Source organism: Roseibium sp. (assembly GCF_965216085.1).
Taxonomy (GTDB): domain Bacteria; phylum Pseudomonadota; class Alphaproteobacteria; order Rhizobiales; family Stappiaceae; genus Roseibium.
Genome location: NZ_OZ244138.1, coordinates 5,305,093 through 5,322,367 on the forward strand (window position 1 = coordinate 5,305,093; position 17,275 = coordinate 5,322,367).

The following is a 17,275-nucleotide window of genomic DNA, read 5'->3' on the forward strand; positions in this document are numbered from 1 at the left end:
TATTTCAGGAATCTAGACCGAGAACATCGGCCATAGAGTAGAACCCGGGTTTTTGGTCAAATCCCCATAGCGCGGCCTTTACAGCCCCGCGGGCGAACAACTGGCGGTCTTCTGCCCGATGCGTTAGCTCAATGCGTTCGCCTTCACCGGCAAGGATAACCGAGTGCTCACCAATGACAGAACCGCCGCGCAGAGTGGCAAATCCTATATCGCCCGTCCTGCGCGGATCCATAATGCCGTCTCGGCTGCGCACAGAGTGGGCCTCAAGATCGATTCCGCGCCCCTCAGCAGCAGCTTCTCCCAATAGAAGGGCGGTGCCTGAGGGCGCATCAACCTTGTGCTTGTGATGCATCTCAAGAACTTCAATGTCGAAATCCGCGTCTAAAGCAGCTGCCGCTTTTCGAACCAGACTTGCGAGTAGATTGACACCCAGGCTCATATTTCCAGATTTGATGATCCGGGCATGGCGGGCTGCAGCTTTTAGCGGAGCGTCCTCATCGGCTCCCCACCCAGTTGTCCCAATGACATGAACGATCCTGGCTTGAGCCGCCAATTCGGCAAACCAGAGACTCGCTTTTGGGGCCGTGAAATCCAGAACACCATCTGCTTTTGCAAAGGCCGTCAAAGGGTCATCGGTAATTGGTACGTCCAGCGCACCAACACCCGAGAGCTCACCAGCATCCTGACCTAGAAAGCTAGACCCTTCCTGCTCAATAGCCGCAACAACATCTGCACCATTGGCTTCGGTCACGGCGCGGATCAAAGCCCGCCCCATCCGACCACCAGCACCAACGACTACCAAGCGCATCACACCCATACCCCGTCCTCGTGTAACTCCGGCAGCGGTATAGCAGCTTCGCGACGGCTAGCAAATCTCAGAATCTCGTGGAACCAGGCAATACGAGATAGAATTTATCAGCATTATTACCAAGAGCATTACTTTCAATATGAAGTCATATTTTGCCAAATCATAGTTTCTGCTTCAGAATTACAAATTCACTTCACGATTGCTAAACTCGGCGCGCAATAAAGTTTCTTAGTATTGCTCAAGCTATGAGGAACTGGCCTAGAATGAAAAACGTCATCCACTCAGTGCTCTTCCGGCTAGCTGACAATCAGGACTGCGTGCAAACGTTATCAGCCAGCGTTGATGAATCTGGGCAGAAACTGGCCCGTCCATTTGATAACCGCGCGATCAAAACAAAACACGAATAAACTGGTAAGGTGCCGCCACAGGAGCTGGATGTGCAATCCAATTTATCCATATCGTACAACCGCCTTATTGTGGCGCTGTTTGCATTTGGACTGATTGCCACTTGCTTTGCACTCTTTTGGATTACCTTGCTCGGCAGCAGATCGATCGCGGAGCATGAAATCACCCGCACCGCGAAGTCACAAGCTGCACTTACCCGCCTTGTTGTTGATCAGTATTTTGAGCGGCTTGAGATACAAATCAGAAGCATTGCCTCTGACCCTGACATAAGGGCAGCTATCGAGCAAAAGGATTTGCCCACTGCCTTGAGGATCGCCGAACAGGCCACTCTTGGCCTAAACAATGCAGTCCTTGACCTCTTGCTCATCGATCTTCCTAGTGAACCAGATTGGCTCGATGTTAGTTTAGGTCTCGTAGATATTCGCGAACACATTCCGGCAAAAATTAGAAACTCCTTTCCACCGGATCTCTGGGTCGCCTTCACCAATCACGACATTGAACCGGAATATATGATTGCTGCTTTGTCGGTTTCTATTCTGCATCCAGAATCCGGCGAGTTAATTGGCAAAATTGTTGGCGGGATCGCTATTACAGACTCCTATATTTTGCCTGGCCTTCTAGCTGACACCCTTAGTGTATTCAGTCTCGGCCTATTTCATGAAAATGAGATGGTTGCAGGCATGGGAGACATTACCACCGGTGACCTACCGAATATCTGGCCAGAAACGCTTGGCGAGACGACATCAGCGCTTCGCGGCGATACGCTTTATATAGCCACGCCACTGAAGCAGACATTTGATGGTCACCTTTTTTCTGCGGTTATTCAGCAGCCAGTGGATACACTTCAAAAGGTGGATGACACATACCTTCGCCTGTTTCCTCCGTTTTTGCTCTATACACTGTTGTTGACCATCGGCATTGCCCTTCTGATCAATAAGATCACTTCAGGCGGGCTCAGATCGCTTTTGACTTACACTAGCGACCTGAGCCGAAGTAATGTACCGGACCCACCGCCACCTGGACTGATCCGTGAATTCAATCAGCTCGCAAAGAACTTCCACCACGCATTTGAGGTCACACTTGAACGCGATGCACAGTTCCGTGAGTTGATCGACGATTCGATCCAAGGGATGGTCATTCATGCAAACGAAAAAATCCTTTATATAAACAATGCCTTGCTCCAAATTTTGGACTATGGCGCTGATCAGCTTGTTGGTCAGTCCATCTGGAAGATCTACGCTCCTGAAGAGCATGAGCGTATGCGCAAATATAGGAAGCTCCGCTTAGAAGGCGGGGTTGTCCCATCGGTCTACGACGTGAAGGCTTTAAAAAAATCTGGCGACCCAATCTGGGTCGAACAACATGTCCGAATGACATCGTGGAATGGGTCGCCCGCTATCCACGCTACCGTCACAGATATAGAAAAACGCAAAGCGCAGGAAAAATTGATCGAGCAGTATGCAGACTATGACGTTCTGACAGGACTGCCGAACCGCAATCTCTTTTTAGACCGACTGCGCCGGAACCTCGTACAGCAAGAAAAATCGAATTCATCCGGGGCCGTATTCCTCATCAGTCTCGACCAACTGAAATCGGCCGACAATCGCTTTGACCATGAAACCAGGGATCTAATCCTGCAAGAACTCGCCAAACGGATCGAAACGGTTGTTGGTAGCCGCGATACGGTTTCACGACATGGATACGATGAATTCACCGTTCTTCTAGCCGACATAAATGACGATTGGAAACCAAAGCAGGTTGCTCAAGAAATCCTGCAGACCCTTTCAAAAGAGATTGATGTTGGAAAAGACAAAGGCATCGAACTCACGGCCAATATAGGGATTTCGGTCTATCCACTTGATAGCGCGAACGAGACAACACTGCTGAAACAAGCAGAATCCGCTAAAGACCACGCTAAGTCAGAGAGGCACAACCAATTCCGCTTTTTCTCCAAACAGATGAATGAAAAAGCAACCCGCGCATTGGTGCTGGAAACAACCTTAGGCAAAGCAATCGATAAAGGAGAACTGAACCTCCGTTTTCAACCGGTAATCAATGTCGACACAGGCAAGTTGATTGTGTGCGATGCGGCGGTTTGCTGGCAGAATAAACAACTTGGATTGGTCACCGCAGCGGAGATCACCAGTGCAGCAGAGGACGCAGGTCTTACGCAAGCTCTTGGGAGATGGACCCTTCAACAAACCTGTGCCTTTTACCGGTCCGTAGTCGATGAGGGGTACAGACTGCCAGCCATCAGCATCAGTGTCTCAAGCCATCAATGCTGTGATCCAGAGTTTTCGCAGACTTTAAAATCTGCCTTGACATCAGCGGATATAGATCCTTCTGGTCTGCGGCTGGAGCTATCTGATGGATTCACAAGCGGGCAGATACCCGATTTACAGAACACCTTCTCAAGGCTGGCCGGCCTCGGTGTGAAAGTGACTTTGGGCAACTTCGGGATCAGCGCAACATCCCTGGAAGAGCTAACAAGTCTTCCCATCGATATGCTGAAGATCGATCGCGCTCTTACTGACGATGCCATCCAAGACCTCAACCGGCAAAAGCTCGTTAAAGCGATCACCACGATGGCAAACTCAATGAACATCCAGGTCATCTGTAATGGAGCCGATACTCGCGAAGTATGTTTGCTGCTACGCAGTCTCGGCTGCTCTTTTGTTCAAGGAGACTATGTTGCCCCACCGATGGATCCAAGCTCGTTCAAGAAATACATCAGAGAAAAAAATCCAAAGGATCAAAGCATTCCGGCGATGGGATGATCTTATACACAGAAGAAGCGACACCAACTCAACATCATTAAGTATTTTTTGTATCTGTTTGGAATATTTTTGAATTTGGGCCAATGTTGCGAAACATCGCAACAAAGCTTTTAGTTGCATTGCTTGTTCTTGTGCACAAAATACGTTGCGCTTTAGGGTCAACGACTGCCAGGGAGGGAAGCCAGAAATGAAACTAGTAAATACTTTGAACGGCTATGCCTTCAAAATTACTTTTATTGCTGGTCTTGCGTTTTTTTGGCTCTTGGCAACCGGCAACTTTACCGCACATGCTCAAGGCAGCAGTTTGGATGAGTTCTGGTCATTGGCGGAATTCACAGAACTGAACGAAAGACAAAAACAAACATCAGATAATTTTGCCAAACGCGTTTCAGCCGATGCCATCAAAATCGATAGGGCGCTAAAGCCAGTCAAGATCGCTGTTATCTACCCGGGAAAACAAGCGTCTGACTATTGGCGGCGGAGTTTGAGTTCATTTGAAGCCCGTTTGGCTGAAATTGGTCTGCCGTACGAGATTGGATCCTTTTTCTCTGGTTCATCGTCATATGTCGGCAACCAAGCTCAGCTCATTACCGAATCCTTAAAAAACGACCCGGATTATCTGGTTTTCACGCTCGACGCCTTGCGCCACAAACCGATTGTCCAACGTCTGATTGCCCGTGGGCGACCCAAAGTAATCTTGCAAAACATCACGACGCCCTTGAAAGCGTGGCGTGACCGGCAGCCATTCCTATATGTCGGCTTCGATCACGTGACCGGGACGGAGCTCTTGATCGACTACTACAAAAAACGCCTTGGTACGAAAAAGAACTTCGCAATTCTGTTCGGGCCACGCGGATACGTTAGCCGGGCCCGGGGCAATACATTTCTGCAGGCTTACTCCGATCCGGACAGCATGAATCTCAAAGCCTCTTATTATGTCGGCTACGACCGGCAGAAGTCGCGAGATGCAGCGGAGCGAATCCTTGATGAAAACCCAAACCTGGACTTCATTTACGCCTGCTCCACCGATATTGCGCTTGGTGCAATCGACGCGATTGAAAGCCGCAACCGCCAAGCAAACGTCATCACCAACGGCTGGGGCGGCGGCAGTGATGAACTCGTTGCAATTCTCAAAGGTGAGCTAGAAGTAACAGTCATGCGTATGAACGATGACAACGGTGTTGCCATGGCGGAAGCCATTGTTCTGGATCAATCTGGAAAGAGCGCTGAAATCCCGATCGTATTCTCAGGAGAATTCGCTGTTGTATCGAAAGAAAACTCAGAAGAAGATATCAATGAACTAAAAGCGCGGGCGTTCCGGTATTCGAAATGAAGACTAAAGGACTGAAGTTCAGCTGGTTGATTGGAAGCCTGTTTGTTATCGGCTTGATGGCGACCGGCATTGCAATTTTCGGAATTACCTTTCTTGGCAGCCTTTCCATCGCTGAACTGGAAGCCCAGCGTTATGCCGAACGTGATCAGTCGCTGGCCAGACTCGTATTTGAATCCCATCTTAAGAGCATCGAAAATCAACTCCGGACAACGGCCGTTGATCAGGATTTGATCGACTCGGTAAATGAATACGATTCCGGAAAAGCGACGCGCATCCTGGAGTTGGCCGGACAGAATTCATCAGGCGCATTGCCGGACGTTCTAATCCTGGATCATGAAAAGCAAATGGGCTGGTTGAATGCCAGTCTCGCCCTTGTCGATGTAGGCGCAGTCTTGCCGGGGCAGACGCTGCGAACGATGCCACCGGATGTATGGCGGTTTTACAGTGATCAATCGACAGACCAGTCAACAAACCTGGCTGTTATTGCAATTCCTGTCATTAACCCCGACGACGGCCGGGTGATTGCCAGACTGATCGGCGGCAGTTTGATCAATGACTCATTTACTCTTTTGGATAGTCTTTCCAATGTCCTGAGCGTTCAGGACATTGCCATTGTTCATCGCAATCAAACGCTTGCGTCTTATGGGGTGTTCACCGACCCTGCTCATGTTCAGGATGTACTTGCACTGCTTGGAGACAAATCGAATGTGCTCTGGGAAGCCAAACTTTTTACAAAGTCCGTCCTCGAAGCAGGAGATTCTGGCAGTCCGATTTATGTGATCGCCGAAGAGCCCAGCGACACACTTAACAACATTGAAGACACCTATCTGGACATCTTCTTTCCATTTCTCCTTTACATCGGCATAGCGTCGATCGCGGCAGCTTACCTCGTCAACCAGATCACAGCATCCAGCCTTGCCTCCCTGGTTAGCTATGCCAGTGCACGCGCTGACAACAACAAATCAGAGCAGTTCGAACAAGGACGAATTGCTGAATACAATTTGCTAGGTTCACTGTTTGATAAAGCGTTTGCGTCTGTTCAAAAAACCAATGCGCAATTCCGGGAACTGATCGACGGGTCACTGCAAGGGATCGTTATTCATTCAAACTCGAAGATCCTCTATGTGAACGATGCACTACTGCAAATACTGGGGTACGACGCTGACGAAATCGATCAACTCGTCGGCCAATCTATCTGGAAAATCTATGCCCCAGAAGAGCATGAACGCATGCGCAATTACCGTAGGATTCGTGAAGTGGGTGGTGTGGCACCTACTGTTTATGAGGTCATTGCGCACAGTAAATCCTGTGACCCGATTTGGATCGAGCAACACGTTCGCATGACAACTTGGAACGATGCTCCAGCTATTCACACCACCATTACCGACATCTCAGACCGGAAAGAGCAGGAAAAACTCATTGAGCAGCATGCAAATTATGATGCCTTGACCAGCTTGCCGAACCGAAATCTCTTCCTCGACCGTTTACGTCAAAGCCTGGCTCAGCAAGAAAAAACGGACGCCACCGGGGCTGTGCTCATTATCGATATCGACCGGTTTAAAGCTGTCAACGACCTTTACGGACATGAGATGGGTGACCCTATCCTGCAAACTATCGCAAAACGGATAGAAACCATTGTCGACAGCAGCGACACGGTTTCTAGGATCGGCGGTGATGAATTTGCAGTTCTGCTGACTGATACGGAAGACGATTGGGAAATAGAACGAATTGCTCAAGATATTCTGCATAACATCTCAAGAAAAATTAATGCCGAAGCAGGCAAAGAAATTGTGTTGACCGCTAGCGCTGGGATTTCGGTCTATCCATTTGATGGAACAACCGAGACAGCTTTGCTGAAACAAGCCGAGGCCGCTAGAAACCAGGCCAAATCGGACGGCGGCGACCGGTTCCGTTTTTTCTCCAAAAAGATGAATGAACGAGCGACCCGTGCCCTGCGGCTCGAAGCAGCGCTGCGCCGCGCCATTGAGAACGACCAGCTGGAAATCCACATCCAGCCGATCATCGAGTGCGTATCGGGGACCGTGGCCGGCTGTGAGGCTCTTGCCCGATGGACCGACCCAGAACTTGGCATCGTTTCGCCCGGTGAATTTATTCCGATTGCAGAAGACACCGGGCTGATTGTCCCCTTGGGAAAACAGGTCTTGAAAAAGGCTTGCGAGTTCTACCGGGAATGCACTGAGCGCGGCTATGACCTTGGCGGGATCGGGGTCAATATCTCGCCACGCCAATGCCGGGAAGACGGGTTTATCAATTTTGTAAAAGCCACCCTTGATGAAACGGACATCTCACCGCGCAGCCTCACATTAGAGATCACCGAGAGCATGATGTTCGATGACAGTCAGATCGACCCTGTCGCGCTGTTGACGGCCATTAAGAGCCTTGGTGTAAAGATATCCCTGGACGACTTCGGGACCGGCTATTCTTCCTTGAGCTATTTAAAGCGCTTGCCGATCGACACGCTCAAGATTGACCGGTCTTTCATCAAGGACATAGAAACCGATAAGGACGACCAGGCGCTGGTCAATGCCATTGTCACCATGGCACATGCACTCTCAATTGGTGTCATTTGCGAAGGGGTCGAAACCCGCAAGCAAAACACCATTTTGATGCACATGGGATGCCGTGAGATTCAAGGTTTTTACTTCGGCAAACCGATGCCCCAGGACGAATTCTTTGAGTTCCTGGTGGAAGAACCCTTCAAGGCCGAACTGCAGCTAAAAGTCAGCTAGGGTCGGGCCTACAAGGCTCAGAGTGGCCAACAAAAAACGCAGGTGCCGCAAAGCACCTGCGTTTACTTTTTGTCTATTTTGGAAAGGCTTAGCCTTCGTCTTTCGGGATTTCCTTGCCGGTTTCCTGATCAACGACTTTCATGGACAGGCGGACTTTGCCACGCTCATCAAAGCCCATGAGCTTGACCCAGACCTTGTCACCTTCCTTGACCACATCGGTAACCTTGCCGACTTTCTTCGGAGCCAGCTGGGAGATGTGAACCAGGCCGTCTTTCGCGCCGAAGAAGTTGACGAATGCGCCGAAGTCAACGCACTTCACAACAGTACCTTCGTAGATCACGCCAACTTCCGGCTCAGCCGCGATGGAGTTGATCCAGTTGACAGCGGCTTTGATGGCCTTGCCATCGGACGAAGCGATCTTGACGGTGCCGTCGTCTTCGATGTTGACCTTTGCGCCGGTCTTTTCAACGATTTCACGGATGACCTTGCCGCCCGAACCGATGACTTCACGGATCTTGTCGACCGGAATTTTCATCATTTCGATGCGCGGTGCGTGCTCGCCAAGCTCTGCACGGGCTTCGGTAATGGCATTGGCCATTTCGCCGAGAATGTGGATCCGGCCGCCTTTGGCCTGCTCCAGTGCGACCTTCATGATCTCTTCGGTGATACCGTCGATCTTGATGTCCATCTGCAGCGAGGTGATGCCGTTCTCAGAACCAGCCACCTTGAAGTCCATGTCACCAAGGTGATCTTCGTCACCCAGGATATCAGACAGAACTGCAAAGCGCTCGCCTTCCTTGATCAAGCCCATGGCGATACCGGCAACCGGCGACTTCAGCGGCACACCCGCATCCATCAGCGCCAGAGAGGTACCGCAAACGGTTGCCATGGAGGACGAACCGTTGGATTCGGTGATCTCGGAAACAACACGCAGTGTGTACGGGAACTCGTGGTGTGCCGGCAGCATCGGGTTGATCGCACGCCAAGCCAGCTTGCCGTGACCAATTTCGCGGCGCCCCGGGGAGCCCATGCGGCCAGTTTCACCAACAGAGTATGGCGGGAAATTGTAGTGCAGCATGAAGTGGGACTTCACGGTGCCTTCCAAAAGGTCGATGAACTGCTCGTCTTCGCCGGTGCCGAGGGTCGCAACAACGAGGCCCTGTGTTTCACCGCGGGTGAAGAGAGAAGACCCGTGTGCACGCGGCAGGATGCCGACTTCAGACGAAATCTGGCGGACGGTAGACAGGTCACGGCCGTCGATACGGGTGCCGGTGTCCAGGATGCCTCCGCGAACGATTTCAGCTTCCAGCTTCTTGAACTGTTCGCCGAGAACGTTGCCTTCAACAGCTTCGCCTTCGGCAGCGTTGGTGATCAGCGCCTCGACGACTTTTGCCTTGGCAGCGTCTACAGCGTTCTTGCGGTCGGTTTTTGTCGTGATCTTGTAGGCAGCGGCCAGATCGTCAGCTGCAATACCCTTCACTTTGCCGAACAGCTCGGAATGATCTGCTGCAACGAATTCACGCGGCTCTTTTGCACCGGCTTCCGCCAGCTTGATGATCGCGTCGATGACGGTCTGGAAGCCCTTGTGACCGAACATAACGGCGCCGAGCATGATGTCTTCGTCGAGTTCCTTGGCTTCGGACTCAACCATCAGAACCGCATCATTGGTACCGGCAACAACCAGATCCAGAGCGGATTCCGGCATGTCGTCAACCATCGGGTTGAGAACATATTCGCCGTCGATGTAACCAACGCGCGCGCCGCCGATCGGGCCCATGAACGGCACACCGGAAAGCGTCAGGGCAGCAGAGGCTGCAACCATCGCCAGGATGTCCGGCGCGTTTTCCATGTCGTGCGACAGAACCGTGATAACGACCTGAGTGTCGTTCTTGTAGCCATCGGCAAACAGCGGACGGATCGGACGGTCGATCAGACGGGACGTCAGGGTTTCGTGCTCAGACGGACGGCCTTCACGCTTGAAGTAGCCACCCGGGATCTTACCAGCGGCAAACGCCTTTTCCTGGTAGTTCACAGTGAGCGGGAAAAAGTCCTGGCCGGCACGCGGCTCTTTGGCGGAAACAACAGTCGCCAGAACCTTGGTTTCGCCGTAAGTCGCCATAACAGCGCCGTCGGCTTGACGGGCAACCTTGCCCGTTTCGAGTACGAGCGGACGTCCGCCCCAGTCGACTTCTACACGATGAATATCAAACATCATCTGTCCTTAACATAGACTGCCTGCCCCGCCGCTATTCCTCAGCGGTCCATCTGGGGCAAACACATTCCCGGTCGGCCCCGGATGGGCCGGTTACCGGCGGACAGGTCATGGGCAAGACGGCAAGTATCTTTTCAATGAAATTAAAAAGACGCTGGCAATCCTGCCCCATGACATGTCACGAGGTTTCTATAGAGTGTTTGCTTCCAAAAGGGAAACACTCAAAGGCCGCAGGAACGGAAGAATACAGCCCCGTTGCCATAAAGAAAAACGCGGCGGGCAAGCCCACCGCGTTGATCAAGTCTAAAACAAGCCTTAGCGGCGAATGCCAAGACGCTCGATCAGCGACTTGTAACGCTCTTCGCTTTTGCCACGCGTGTAGTCCAGAAGGGACCGGCGGGAGGCAACCATCTTCAGAAGACCGCGGCGGGAGTGGTTGTCCTTGCCATGCTCTTTGAAGTGTTCGGTCAGGTTGTTGATACGCTCGGTGAGGATCGCAACCTGGACTTCCGGAGAACCGGTGTCGCCTTCTTTGGTGGCGAATTCTTTCATGAGCTCAGCTTTGCGCTCTGCAGTGATCGACATCGCTCTTCCTTTCAAGAGATAGGCCCGTTAACCGGGCGCGTTGAACTGCCGGAAAACCGGCCTGATCCATCAGTCGCCAGAGCCGAGATGTCGGTCAGCAAAGGTTTCTGAAGGACGAATTGAGCCTTAGTGCCCAATGGCGGCGGAATATGGCGGAAAACCGCGAAAAAGGAAAGCGGAATCTTGGATTTTGTTTCTGGAATTTTTCGCACCGCAGCAGACACGTTTCAACAGAGTGTTGGTCCGCAAGAATTGACAACCGTAGATCTGCAGATCAATGTGCCTCGTACCAGGGGTGTCCCGGCAAGGGGCTGAGATTCTGATGTGCTCATAAGAGCGGCGCAGTGACCCGTTGAACCTGATCCAGTTCATACTGGCGTAGGGATGGTCTGAAAAATGCTGCTGTCTTGTCCGTATCTTGCGGAACATCATAATCTGTTTTGCGTGCCATCGCCTGTGAGCTGGATCTCTTTTTCTAAGAGAGGAGCTCATAAACGATGTCATTTGGTCCCAAACCGGTCCCAGCCGTCACCACAAGCCCGCTACCCGCGTCCCAGAAGACCCATCAAGCCGGTGAGATCTATCCCGGTATTCGCGTGCCCATGCGCGAGATTTCGGTCCACCCGACGGCGGGTGAGCCGCCGGTAATTGTTTATGATGCCTCCGGTCCTTACACTGATCCGAACGCAGATATCTCCATTGAATGTGGCTTGCCACGGGTGCGGGAGACCTGGGTTGCCAGCCGCGGCGACACGGAAGCTTATCAAGGCCGGACGGTCAAACCGGAAGACAACGGCTTTGCGGCCGGCGACCGGCTGACGCCCGAATACCCGAAGCTGTTCCCTCCCCGCCGCGCCATTGGGGGCAAGGCGATCACCCAGATGGCTTACGCCCGCGCAGGGATCATTACTCCGGAAATGGAGTTTGTTGCCATCCGGGAAAACCTTGGCCGCCAGGCTGCGGCAGAAAAACTGGAGCGGGACGGCGAGAGTTTTGGGGCAGACATTCCGGATTTCATCACGCCGGAGTTCGTACGGGACGAAATTGCCCGCGGGCGGGCGATCATTCCGGCAAACATCAACCATCCGGAAGCTGAACCGATGATCATCGGGCGGAATTTCCTGGTCAAAATCAATGCCAACATCGGCAACTCTGCTGTCACCTCCTCCATGGCCGAGGAAGTTGAAAAAATGGTCTGGGCAATCCGCTGGGGGGCCGATACAGTGATGGACCTTTCCACTGGCCGGAACATTCACAACATCCGCGATTGGATCATTCGCAATTCGCCTGTTCCGATCGGCACCGTTCCCCTTTATCAGGCGCTGGAAAAAGTGAACGGCATTGCCGAGGACCTTTCCTGGGAGGTTTACCGCGACGCTTTGATTGAACAGGCCGAACAGGGCGTGGACTATTTCACGGTCCACGCGGGCGTGCGCCTTCACTATGTGCCTCTGACGGCCAGCCGGGTGACCGGTATTGTCTCACGCGGCGGGTCGATCATGGCCAAGTGGTGCCTGCATCACCACAAGGAGAGTTTTCTCTACGAGCACTTTGAGGAAATCTGCGATATCGCGCGGGCCTATGATGTGTCCTTTTCGCTCGGCGATGGTTTGCGTCCGGGATCCATCGCCGATGCCAATGATGCGGCTCAATTTGCAGAACTGGAGACACTGGGAGAACTGACACAGATCGCCTGGGCCAAAGACTGCCAGGTGATGATCGAGGGTCCAGGCCATGTGCCGATGCACAAGATCAAGGCCAATATGGACAAGCAGCTCGAAACCTGCGGCGAAGCCCCATTCTACACGCTTGGGCCTCTGACCACCGATATCGCACCTGGTTATGACCACATCACATCAGCGATTGGAGCGGCGCAGATCGGCTGGTATGGCACGGCGATGCTGTGTTACGTGACGCCGAAAGAACATCTCGGTCTGCCGGACCGCGACGACGTGAAAACCGGTGTAATCACCTACAAGATTGCGGCTCATGCGGCCGATCTTGCTAAAGGGCATCCAGCGGCAAAAATCCGGGATGATGCGCTGTCCCGGGCTCGCTTCGAATTCCGCTGGGAAGATCAATTCAATCTGTCACTGGATCCTGACACCGCACGCTCGTTCCATGACCAGACCTTGCCTAAGGAAGCCCACAAGGTGGCGCATTTCTGCTCCATGTGCGGGCCGAAATTCTGTTCCATGCGCATCTCGCATGACATCCGGACAGAAGCCCAGAAAGAAGGTATGGAGGCGATGGCCGCCAAATACCGCGCCGGCGGCGATCTCTATATGCCGGCAGACCCGGTTGAATAGGCAGCCCCTCTCGCGAATGCCATGCCCGAAGTTTTGGGCATGGCTGCTTCAGTCATCGGCAAGTTCGTCCTCGATCAGGTTGGCTGCCGCCAGTCCGCTCAAATAGGCGCCATGAGTGGTGCCGTGAAACTCGAACGTCGTGTGCTCGCCGGCAAATAGAATCGTGTTCTCGACGGGCTTTGCAAAGCGGTCAAAATCTTCAGGTGTATTGCCAACAGCCGAATAGGAGTAAGCACCCAAAGTATTCTGATCTACTGACCAACGGGTCGCCAGATGGCCGGTAGGGGCCGGGATATCTGTGCCAAACATGGAGCGCAGGGCGCTCATACAATCGGCAACCATCTCCAGATCAGTCATTTTTTCGGCGACAAACGGATACTCACCAACGCTGACCGCCAGAAGGATGTTTTCCGGGCTGAATGTCCGGTAATTGAGAAAATAGTTCCAGCGGCCTTTCGGGTCACTCATATAGCCGAAATACTGAACATCCGTGGGCCAGAACGGCGCATCAAATTTCAAGGCCAGTTTGGTGACACTGCCGAAACCAATTTTCTCAATGCTATTTTGGTGCGATGCCGGGAGCGGCGGGACGAAAGTAAGTGCGCCCTTTTTCAGGACACCGAGCGGTACCGTGCAAACGACATAATCGGATTCATAGGTGCCGTTGGATGTATGAACCTCTGCACCATCGCCATTTTCATATTCGATGGCCTCAACCACTGTCTCAAATCGAATGTCGAGGTCAGCGGCCAAACTTTTGGGGATCTGGTCGTAACCGTGCGGCAAAATAACATCGGCGCCCTCGAACTCGTTGTCTTCATCGAAATAATAAGCCGACAATTTGTCGATCGGGCCGCCTGTCGAGAACTCCGTATAGGCGCTCATCATCCACCGCAGCACCGGATCCTGCAGGCTATCCTTGGAAACCCGGCGGATCGCCTCAGACAGTGGCTGATCATCATCAAACGTATCATCAATCTTTTTGTAGAGGCGTATGAGCTCCACATATTTGGCATCGATTTCAGCTTTCGAGATCGGCTTACCGCCGCCAGAAAACACCTGATAACTTTCGTCCAGCGTTTTTTCTGTCGGGGCCTTGATGGCAGCGGCCAGCTCTGAAATTGGATTACCGTCGGGCCGGTGGATCCAGCCCGCGCCAACTTCAAAAGGGGCCTTAAGTGACCAATCCGTCCGGATCCGCCCGCCCACATTTGACGTTGCCTCAAGTACTACGACGGAATAGCCGAGATCTTTGAGGCGCCGCGCCGCCGCAAGGCCTGAAATTCCAGCGCCTATGACAATGACGTCAAAATCATCGTTTTGCGCTTTACCGGGCCTTGCTGCCAGAAACGGGAATACCACCGCCGCAGAAGCCGTTTTCAGGATCCTGCGCCGGGTGACATTTCCTCTTGAAAGCCCTTTTCGGGTTGTTCGTAGCCGCGCCATGATAGCCTCTCAACCAATCATCTTATTGCGAGGCTATCAGGTTTTGCTGGCATAGACGCCAGGATAGAAAGCAGTTTTTTACTTCCGGCCAAAGATCCATTGGCTGGCCCGCGTGAACGCTAGCGGGAAGGTGGTTTCATGCAGCGCGTCCGGAATGATTTCGGTCTTCAGCTCAAGCCCTGGTAGGTCACGAGATTCCAAAATCGCCGCAAAGTCCTTCAATTGGGACACCATTGGATAGTTAGAACTATCCGCCTTTGTTTCCCTGCTGCCAATCGCAAAATACACTTTTGCTTTCAGATCACGCCGCTTGGCAGCGGTTTCGCGTTCAAGGTCAAAGATAAACTTGTCTTTGAACCAAAGAGATGGACTTGTGAGAATGTAATTTGCAAACAGCTCCGGACGTTTCAGCAGCACCCAGGCACCAAATGATCCGCCGAGCGAGTGCCCGACGAGTGTCCGTTTTGCCGGATCTACCCGGTATGTACTCTCAACCAACGGAATGACTTCTTCTTCCAAAAACCGGAGATAGGCTTCACCGCCACCTGTCTGATATTTCCGCCAGCGTTTGTCTTCAACGGGCGTGAGATCCCTGACGCGGCTCGCCATGCCGTTTTCGCCTTGAGCATAGGAAATGCCCACCAGGATCGCGCGGTCAAACTTATGCGAACGGCCCATTGGCAAATGGGTCACCCCGGAGGCGACCTGAAACGTATATGGTCCATCATTCAGGTAAATGACCGGGTAGACCTTGCCTGCATTGGCCTTGTCATCATAGCCAACCGGGGTTTTCACATAAATATCGTAACTTCGCTGAAGCTGCTCAGAAGTAATCTTGTGCGTTGCTGTCGCGGGTATGGAAAACGGGTCCAGTGTCTCGGTCGCTGCGACGGGTTTCATGAGAACAACTAACATCATGCCCGCCAATAATAGCGTGCCCTTCATCCATCCAAATTTCACCTTAAATTCCTTTTGCCTTGGCCCGATATGCATGACTCCGCGGCGCAGCGCCGATCTCATCTCATTCGATTTATGATCGCGCAGCTCCCGGAATCAGTGCAATTCACCCCGGCACACCTGCAGATAAAATTGAGGCGAAAGTGTGTAAGGTTATGGTTTTACAAATGAAAAACTCGGCTTGGCTGAAAACGGCCCTTCTCGATGGAGCCGATGGCGACCGGGATGCTGGCGTGGCTTGCAAAGGCGGTTTCGCAGTTCAATGGCGCATCGCGGCCACGGAGCAGCACCGCCATGCCCTTTTTGATTTTTGCTGCATCGTCTTCCGAAATAATGACTTCGACCAACTCGTCCATGGCTTCGCGCACGGGCAGGACAAATTCTTCGACCAGGCCTTCAACACCCTCGCCTTCCTCCCGTGCCTCGGCCATCTGAAGAATTTCATCGAGTTCAATCAGATCCTCCTCGCCGAACGGGCCCACCAACAGGCGGCGCAGTTCGGTGACATGACCGCGCGTGCCCAGCCGGCGGCCGATATCACGGGCAAGCGCCCGGACATAAGTGCCTTTGCCGCACTCGGCTTCAAAGATAGCGCGGTTTACATCCGGGCATTCCACGAGGTCCAGCCGGTGCATGTCGATTGGCCGGGCTTCGAGTTCAACCTCTTCGCCGTCACGGGCGAGATCATAGGCACGTTCCCCGGCCACCTTGATAGCCGAGAACTTCGGTGGAACCTGCATGATCTCACCAACAAACTCGGGCAGAACCAAGCGAATGGCATCCGTATCCGGACGCACATCCGAAGTCGCGATGACTTCGCCTTCAGTATCGTCGGTGTTGGTTTCTGCGCCCCAGGTCACCTCGAACCGGTAAACCTTTCGGCCGTCCATCACAAAGGGCACCGTTTTCGTGGCCTCACCAAAGGCGACCGGCAGTAGACCGGAGGCCCGTGGATCAAGCGTGCCTGCATGGCCGACCTTTTGCGGCGAAAAAATCCGCTTGATCTTGCCGAGAGCTTCGTTGGAGGTGATGCCATAGGGCTTATCCAGCACCAGCCAGCCGTTGATCGTGTTCTTTTTTCTTTTGAATTGCTGTTTGCGGGCCATCTGGATTTTCTGTCAGGCAAAATTCGGACGCGGTCGTCATGCCCGGGCAGACCCCGGACAGCTAATGTCTTTGTCGTTCAAAGCCAGTCACGGCAAATGAGATTATCAGTTCTCGGTATCGGTCTCTTCATCACTCGCCAGATCCCTGGAGACTTCTGGCGAATGCAGCAGCGTTTCGATCCGGTCATCATCATCAAACCGGGTGTCGAGCACAAAACGCAAGTCCGGCATGTATTTCATTGTCAACCGACGCGACACCTGACCACGAAGGTATTTGGCGCTGCGATTGAGTGCCTTTTCGACTTTTTCCGCGTTCTCACCGCCTAGAGGCATGACAAGGCACGTCGCTAGCCGTAGATCCGGCGTCATCCGCACTTCGGGAATGGTGATGATGACACCATCCAGATCCGGGTCTGACATCCGGCCGCGGGTTAGAATGTCGGACAATTCCTTGCGCACCGTTTCTCCAACTTTGAGCTGGCGCTGCGATGGTCCGCGGCTGTCCTGTCCAGAATGTTTCGCCATTTGAATGGTCCTAACCAGAGCCGATAGGGGGCTCCAAATGCAAGGGCGCCGGCGTGACCTCT

11 protein-coding genes and 1 riboswitch are annotated in these 17,275 nt (G+C 52.8%); of the genes, 4 read left to right on the plus strand and 7 right to left on the minus strand.

Annotated features, from left to right (window positions below; all coding sequences use genetic code 11):
- Positions 1–4: 4 nt before the first annotated feature.
- Entirely contained in the window at positions 5–817 is an 813-nt protein-coding gene (dapB, locus tag ACOOFE_RS24885) for a 4-hydroxy-tetrahydrodipicolinate reductase (protein ID WP_420412518.1), read from the minus strand.
- Positions 818–1,245: 428 nt separating this feature from the next.
- Between dapB and ACOOFE_RS24890 the strand changes: the two genes are divergently transcribed.
- The 3 genes from ACOOFE_RS24890 to ACOOFE_RS24900 all read left to right on the plus strand — a co-directional run bounded on the left by ACOOFE_RS24890 (position 1,246) and on the right by ACOOFE_RS24900 (position 8,073).
- Positions 1,246–3,990: a putative bifunctional diguanylate cyclase/phosphodiesterase gene (locus ACOOFE_RS24890; RefSeq protein ID WP_420412519.1), complete on the plus strand. Its 2,745-nt coding sequence runs from the start codon at positions 1,246–1,248 to the stop codon at positions 3,988–3,990.
- A 187-nt stretch (positions 3,991–4,177) separates the two neighbouring features.
- A complete protein-coding gene (locus ACOOFE_RS24895) occupies positions 4,178–5,323 on the plus strand; it encodes a substrate-binding domain-containing protein (protein ID WP_420412520.1) in 1,146 nt (381 codons plus the stop codon).
- Entirely contained in the window at positions 5,320–8,073 is a 2,754-nt protein-coding gene (locus tag ACOOFE_RS24900; RefSeq protein WP_420412521.1) for an EAL domain-containing protein, read from the plus strand. The genes ACOOFE_RS24895 and ACOOFE_RS24900 overlap by 4 nt, the downstream gene beginning before the upstream one ends.
- 88 nt (positions 8,074–8,161) lie before the next feature.
- On the opposite strand, the gene pnp is transcribed toward ACOOFE_RS24900, so the two are convergent.
- Both pnp and rpsO read right to left on the minus strand, forming a co-directional pair.
- Entirely contained in the window at positions 8,162–10,285 is a 2,124-nt protein-coding gene (gene pnp, locus ACOOFE_RS24905; protein ID WP_420412522.1) for a polyribonucleotide nucleotidyltransferase, read from the minus strand.
- Positions 10,286–10,600: 315 nt separating this feature from the next.
- A complete protein-coding gene (gene rpsO, locus ACOOFE_RS24910) occupies positions 10,601–10,870 on the minus strand; it encodes a 30S ribosomal protein S15 (protein ID WP_420412523.1) in 270 nt (89 codons plus the stop codon).
- A gap of 282 nt (positions 10,871–11,152) precedes the next feature.
- Positions 11,153–11,272, plus strand: a riboswitch (TPP riboswitch).
- Positions 11,273–11,367: 95 nt separating this feature from the next.
- Here rpsO and thiC point away from each other — a divergent pair.
- A complete protein-coding gene (gene thiC / locus ACOOFE_RS24915; RefSeq protein ID WP_420412524.1) occupies positions 11,368–13,179 on the plus strand; it encodes a phosphomethylpyrimidine synthase ThiC in 1,812 nt (603 codons plus the stop codon).
- A gap of 48 nt (positions 13,180–13,227) precedes the next feature.
- On the opposite strand, the gene ACOOFE_RS24920 is transcribed toward thiC, so the two are convergent.
- From ACOOFE_RS24920 to rbfA, 4 genes are all read right to left on the minus strand, one after another.
- Positions 13,228–14,625 (minus strand): flavin monoamine oxidase family protein, encoded by a 1,398-nt coding sequence (locus ACOOFE_RS24920; RefSeq protein WP_420412525.1) that lies wholly within the window; start codon positions 14,623–14,625, stop codon positions 13,228–13,230.
- 78 nt (positions 14,626–14,703) lie between these two features.
- On the minus strand, positions 14,704–15,585 hold the full coding sequence (locus ACOOFE_RS24925; protein WP_420412526.1) for an alpha/beta hydrolase: 882 nt from the start codon (positions 15,583–15,585) through the stop codon (positions 14,704–14,706).
- Positions 15,586–15,743: 158 nt separating this feature from the next.
- The gene (gene truB, locus ACOOFE_RS24930) at positions 15,744–16,688 is read right to left on the minus strand and encodes a tRNA pseudouridine(55) synthase TruB (RefSeq protein ID WP_420412527.1); all 945 of its coding nucleotides are present in this window, start codon (positions 16,686–16,688) and stop codon (positions 15,744–15,746) included.
- A 105-nt stretch (positions 16,689–16,793) separates the two neighbouring features.
- Positions 16,794–17,213: a 30S ribosome-binding factor RbfA gene (rbfA, locus tag ACOOFE_RS24935; RefSeq protein ID WP_420412528.1), complete on the minus strand. Its 420-nt coding sequence runs from the start codon at positions 17,211–17,213 to the stop codon at positions 16,794–16,796.
- Between the last annotated feature and the right edge of the window lie 62 nt (positions 17,214–17,275).